This window comes from Acidovorax delafieldii 2AN (genome assembly GCF_000175235.1).
GTDB lineage: Bacteria > Pseudomonadota > Gammaproteobacteria > Burkholderiales > Burkholderiaceae_C > Acidovorax > Acidovorax delafieldii_B.
In genome coordinates, this window is sequence record NZ_ACQT01000278.1 from 1 (window position 1) to 4,456 (window position 4,456).

General features: G+C 66.8%; 6 protein-coding genes. All 6 read right to left on the reverse strand.

What is annotated here, in order from left to right:
- The coding region (locus tag ACDELDRAFT_RS25875) for an alpha/beta hydrolase (protein ID WP_005799768.1) at positions 1-281 on the reverse strand (281 nt) is incomplete at its 3' end.
- A gap of 378 nt (positions 282-659) precedes the next feature.
- Positions 660-1,496 carry a DUF429 domain-containing protein gene (locus tag ACDELDRAFT_RS19535; RefSeq protein ID WP_005799769.1) on the reverse strand — a complete coding sequence of 279 codons (837 nt, stop codon included), beginning with the start codon at positions 1,494-1,496 and terminating at the stop codon, positions 660-662.
- Between the two features lie 5 nt (positions 1,497-1,501).
- Positions 1,502-2,383 carry a DMT family transporter gene (locus ACDELDRAFT_RS19540; RefSeq protein ID WP_005799770.1) on the reverse strand — a complete coding sequence of 294 codons (882 nt, stop codon included), beginning with the start codon at positions 2,381-2,383 and terminating at the stop codon, positions 1,502-1,504.
- Positions 2,384-2,593: 210 nt separating this feature from the next.
- Positions 2,594-3,016 (reverse strand): BLUF domain-containing protein, encoded by a 423-nt coding sequence (locus tag ACDELDRAFT_RS19545; RefSeq protein ID WP_005799771.1) that lies wholly within the window; start codon positions 3,014-3,016, stop codon positions 2,594-2,596.
- A gap of 1 nt (position 3,017) precedes the next feature.
- Entirely contained in the window at positions 3,018-3,743 is a 726-nt protein-coding gene (gene folE, locus ACDELDRAFT_RS19550; protein ID WP_005799772.1) for a GTP cyclohydrolase I, read from the reverse strand.
- A 114-nt stretch (positions 3,744-3,857) separates the two neighbouring features.
- A partial coding sequence (locus tag ACDELDRAFT_RS19555) for a phospholipase D-like domain-containing protein (RefSeq protein WP_040329963.1) occupies positions 3,858-4,456 on the reverse strand: 599 nt, incomplete at its 5' end.

Below are 4,456 nucleotides of genomic sequence, written 5' to 3' on the forward strand. Positions count from 1 at the left end.
GTCGCCGCCAGCAGGGCCACCAGGTGGGCGCCCGCCGAATGCCCCATGGTCAGAAAGCGCTGCGGGTCTGCGCCCCAGCCGGGCGCCTGGCGCTGGGCGGTGGCCAAGGCACGGGCAACGTCGCGCAACTGCTCGTCCGGGCCGGCCTCGGGCAACAGGCGGTAGTTGACCGAAACCAGCACCACGCCCCGTGGCACCCAGCGCGCCACCTTGTTCTGCACAAGGCGCTCGTGGGCCTTGTCACCATGGCGCCAGCCCCCGCCGTGCACCAGGAACACCACGGCAGCCTTGTCCCCCCGCCAGGCGGGGGCAGGTACACGTCCATGCGCTGGCGAGGCTGCGGGCCATAGGCCACGTCGCGCAGCAAGCGCACACCCGCGGGCAGCATGGCGGTGCGGCTGGCGCCGCCCTCCTGCACGCCATCGTCCAGCTCCTCTGCAGCGGCGCGGTCGTTGGCGCGCTGCGCAAGCCGGTCACGCAGGGGCCCGGCGCTGGCCGGCGCCTGGAAAGCCACCAGCAAAAAGGCCATGGCGGCCACCAACCAGGCGGTTGAACGCAAGTTCAGGCGAAGAAAAGACATATGGATGTGCACCAGGCGCAAGTGGAGAGGTGGCCGCGATTGTGGAAAGGCCCCGTGAAGCGCGTACCGGGCGCATGTATCAGGCGGTAACAATCCATCCTTCGAGGCCATCGAACCGCTGGGGCAAGCCATAGAGCGCGTCGCCCTCAGCGTGGCGCTGCTGTGCCCAGGCCGCTTGCATCAGGCACAGCACGGCGTCGAGGCTGTCGCCGCTGGCATCCTGAACCAGCGCGTCGCGCTGGGCATGACTGAGCTTGAGCCGCAGGCCCAGGCGGGTCTGGCCCATCTCCAGCGCATGGACCACGTCATTGCGCGCGATCAGCCGGTCGGGGGTTTGTTTGGCGCGGTCGTCACTCTTGTAGCTGCGGCGCGCCAGGATCTCCCGGGCCAGCAGGCCCGGATAGGCCTCCAGCGCCACACGCCGCGCATCGCCCGCGTGCAGCCCGGGCAGGTGTGCGCCCGCATCCAGCAGCAGCGGCACGCCGGCATGCAGCATGTAGGCCACGGGCGGATTCACCCATTTCATCGACGGGCTCGACCCCGCAGGCCCATCGGTGGCGCGGTGTGCGAACTTGCCGCCCACAGGCCGCGCTCGGCAGAAGGCCGCGAACTGCGCGCGGATCTGGTCGCGGCCGAGCCCGCGGTAGTGCTGCATGCAGGCCAGCCAGTCCTCGGGCCAGCCCAGCGCCTGCACCAGTTCGCGCGGCAGGCCAAAAGGCAGATCGAACCCTCCGACCCAGTCGCCCGGCTGCGCCAGCCATTGCCCGAACGCGGCCAGCGTGTCAAAGCACTCCAGCGCCGTGAGCTGCACACGCAGGCCCTCGCGCCGGCCCAGCGCCAATACCACGGGCTTGCGCCGGCTGGGGCTGCTGCTGAAATCGCAGCCCAGCAACACGGGTGCGGAAGAATCGGCCATGGCCCCTACCCCAGCGCCAGCGCGGTCACGCCCGCGGCAATGCACAGCGCTCCCAGAATGCGCGCCAGCCGGTCGCCTTCGCCCAGCAGGTGCCCGCCGATGAGCGCGGCGAACAGCATCGACACCTCGCGCGCCGGCGCCACGTGCGACATGGGCGCCTCGCGCATGGCATACAGCACCAGCACATAGGCCACTGGGCTCACTACCGCCACCAGCAGGGCGAAGCGCCACTGCGCCTGCCACAGCACACGCGCGGTGGGCAGGTCGCGCAGCACCACGGGCGCCAGCAACCCCACGCGCACGAAGTTGCCCATGTAGTCCACCAGGATGGGCGACATCAGCAGGGCCTTGACCGCATAGCCGTCCACCACGGTGTAGCTGGCGATGAAGGCGCCGGTAAGCAGGCCATAGGCCATGCCCTTGTGCACCCGCTGGCGCGCCGCCGGATCGTGCGCCGCGCGCAGCAAGCCCGGACCGCCAGCGATCAGGAACACGCCCCCCACCACGCCCACGATGCCCAGGGCCCCCAGCGCGGAAATCTGCTCACCCAGCAGCGTGATGGCCACCAGCGACGACAACAGCGGCCCCGAGCCGCGCGCCAGCGGGTACACCACCGTGAGATCGGCCTTGCGGTAGCCGCGCAGCAGAATCACGTAGTACGCCACGTGCAGCAGCCCGCTGGCCACCACAAAGCCCCACTCCACCGCGCCCCACCGCGGCACGGCATCGCGCCCCAGCCACCAGCCCAGCGGTGCCCAGAACAGCATCATCAAAAAGGAGGTGAAGAACGCGAACCGCGCATCACCCCCGGCCTTCTTGGCGGCGATGTTCCAGCAGGCATGGATCAAACCGGCCAGGATGATGAGGGCGAAGGCGGTGAGGGTCACGGGGAAGAAGGAACGGCTTGAATGCAAAAAGCCGCAGCGCCAATTGGCTGCTGCGGCTGATGGATGTCAGTTGCTACAACATCAACAAAAAGTGGGAGTGATTGGCGTAGCGAGCGGCCTCAGCTTGGGTGGAGGAACGCAGCCGCACTCCCGTGCGGCGAGTACCGCAGGCCCGAGACGTGGCCGCGCAGTAGCCAAGCGCCCCACTTTTCAGGCGCGGCCGATGATGGAGGCGGTCGCCATCAATTCTTCCAGCAGCGCAAACGACACCTTGCCCGACACCGCATACGGGTCCAACTCGGGTTTTTCGGAATACTTGAGCAGGATGGAATGGTTGATCTTGGACAGGTTCACCTGCCCCATGGTCCAGCCGCCAAAACGCCGCTCGGCAATCTCTTCGTAGTGCAGCAGTTCCACGTTCTGGTGGCGCGGATCGCGCTGGATGTGACCATATAGCTCGTTGACCGCCGAGCGTCCGCCTTCGATGGCCTGCAGGAACACCCCGCCGCCATAGCACAGGATGCCCGTGATGCCGCAACCGGGGTTGTGCTGGCGCGACTGGGTGAGGATGGCCTCGATGGCGGCAGGCGAAGTGTCCACCGCGCGGCTGGCATAAAGCAGGCGTACGAGCATGTCAGTTCTTTCCTGGAATGAGCGAGAGGAATTCGCGGCGCAGGGCGCTGTCCTTGAGGAACACGCCGCGCATCACGGAGTTGATCATCTTGCTGTCCATGTCGCGCACACCGCGCCAGGACATGCAGAAGTGGCTGGCCTCCATCACGATGGCCAGGCCATCGGGCTGGGTTTTTTCCATGATCAGGTCGGCCAGTTGCACCACGGCTTCTTCCTGGATCTGCGGCCGGCCCATGATCCAGTCGACGATGCGTGCGTATTTCGACAGACCGATCACGTTGGTGTGCTCGTTGGGCATGATGCCGATCCATATCTTGCCGATGACGGGGCAGAAATGGTGGCTGCAGGCGCTGCGCACCGTGAGCGGGCCCACGATCATGAGTTCGTTGAGGTGCTCGGCGTTCGGAAACTCGGTGATGGGGGGCGCCTGCACGTACCGGCCCTTGAACACCTCGTTGAGGTACATCTTGGCCACGCGGCGCGCGGTGTTGTGGGTGTTGTGATCGCCAGCGGTGTTGATGACCATGCTGTCGAGTACGCCCTGCATCTTCACCTCGACCTCGTCGAGCAGCTGCTCCAGCTCGCCCGGTTCGATGAACTCGGCGATGTTGTCGTTGGCGTTGAAGCGCTTGCGCGCGGCGGCAATGCGCTCGCGGATCTTCACGGAAACAGGCGTGCCTTCATCCGGCGGAATGGGCGTCATATCGGCAACTGGTTGACTGGACATGGCTGCATCCTACCAGCGAATGCCCACCTGGGAATTCAAAGGGATTTAGGGCTCAAGCGCTTGCCTGGCAAGCGCATTAAGCTATTTTTTCAATAGCAAACAGCGCATGCCTGGTCAGTACCTGTTGCCGGTGACCCACAGCGCCAGGCGCATCAGGCCGAAGGCCACGCGGTCGAGCACCCGCTGGCGCAGCGGCCGCCCTGCGTAACGGGCAGGGTCCATGCGCCGCCCCGCATGCTGCATGGCATGCACGAGGCGCTGGCGCAGATCGGTGGCAAAGGCGGCATCCTCGACCACCACATTGGCTTCGCGCGCCAGCAGCAGGCTCAGGGGGTCGAGGTTGGACGAACCCACGGTGGCCCAGGGCCTGTCGCCCTGGGCGTCGATCACCGCGACCTTGGCGTGCAGAAAGCTCGGCTCGTATTCATGGATTTCCACCCCCGCCGCCAGCAGCGCCCCGTACACCGGTCGCGCTGCGTGGTACTGCATGAAATATTCATAGCGCCCCTGCAGCAAGAGCCGCACCCGCACACCGCGGCGTGCGGCCAGAACCAGGGCCCGTCGCAGCTTGCCACCGGGCAGGAAATACGCGTTCGCGATGATGATCTCGTGGCGCGCGGCGCCAATGGCGCGCCGGTAGGCCTTTTCGATGCGGCTGCGGTTGCGCACGTTGTCGCGCAGCACCAGCGCAGCGCGCATGCCGCCCTGGCCCA

Excerpts from the sequence above, each read along its gene's own strand:
- ACDELDRAFT_RS19535 (WP_005799769.1), bottom strand. The coding sequence starts at position 1,496 with ATGGCCGATTCTTCCGCACCCGTGTTGCTGGGCTGCGATTTCAGCAGC.
- ACDELDRAFT_RS19545 (WP_005799771.1), bottom strand. The coding sequence starts at position 3,016 with ATGCTCGTACGCCTGCTTTATGCCAGCCGCGCGGTGGACACTTCGCCT.
- folE (WP_005799772.1), bottom strand. The coding sequence starts at position 3,743 with ATGTCCAGTCAACCAGTTGCCGATATGACGCCCATTCCGCCGGATGAA.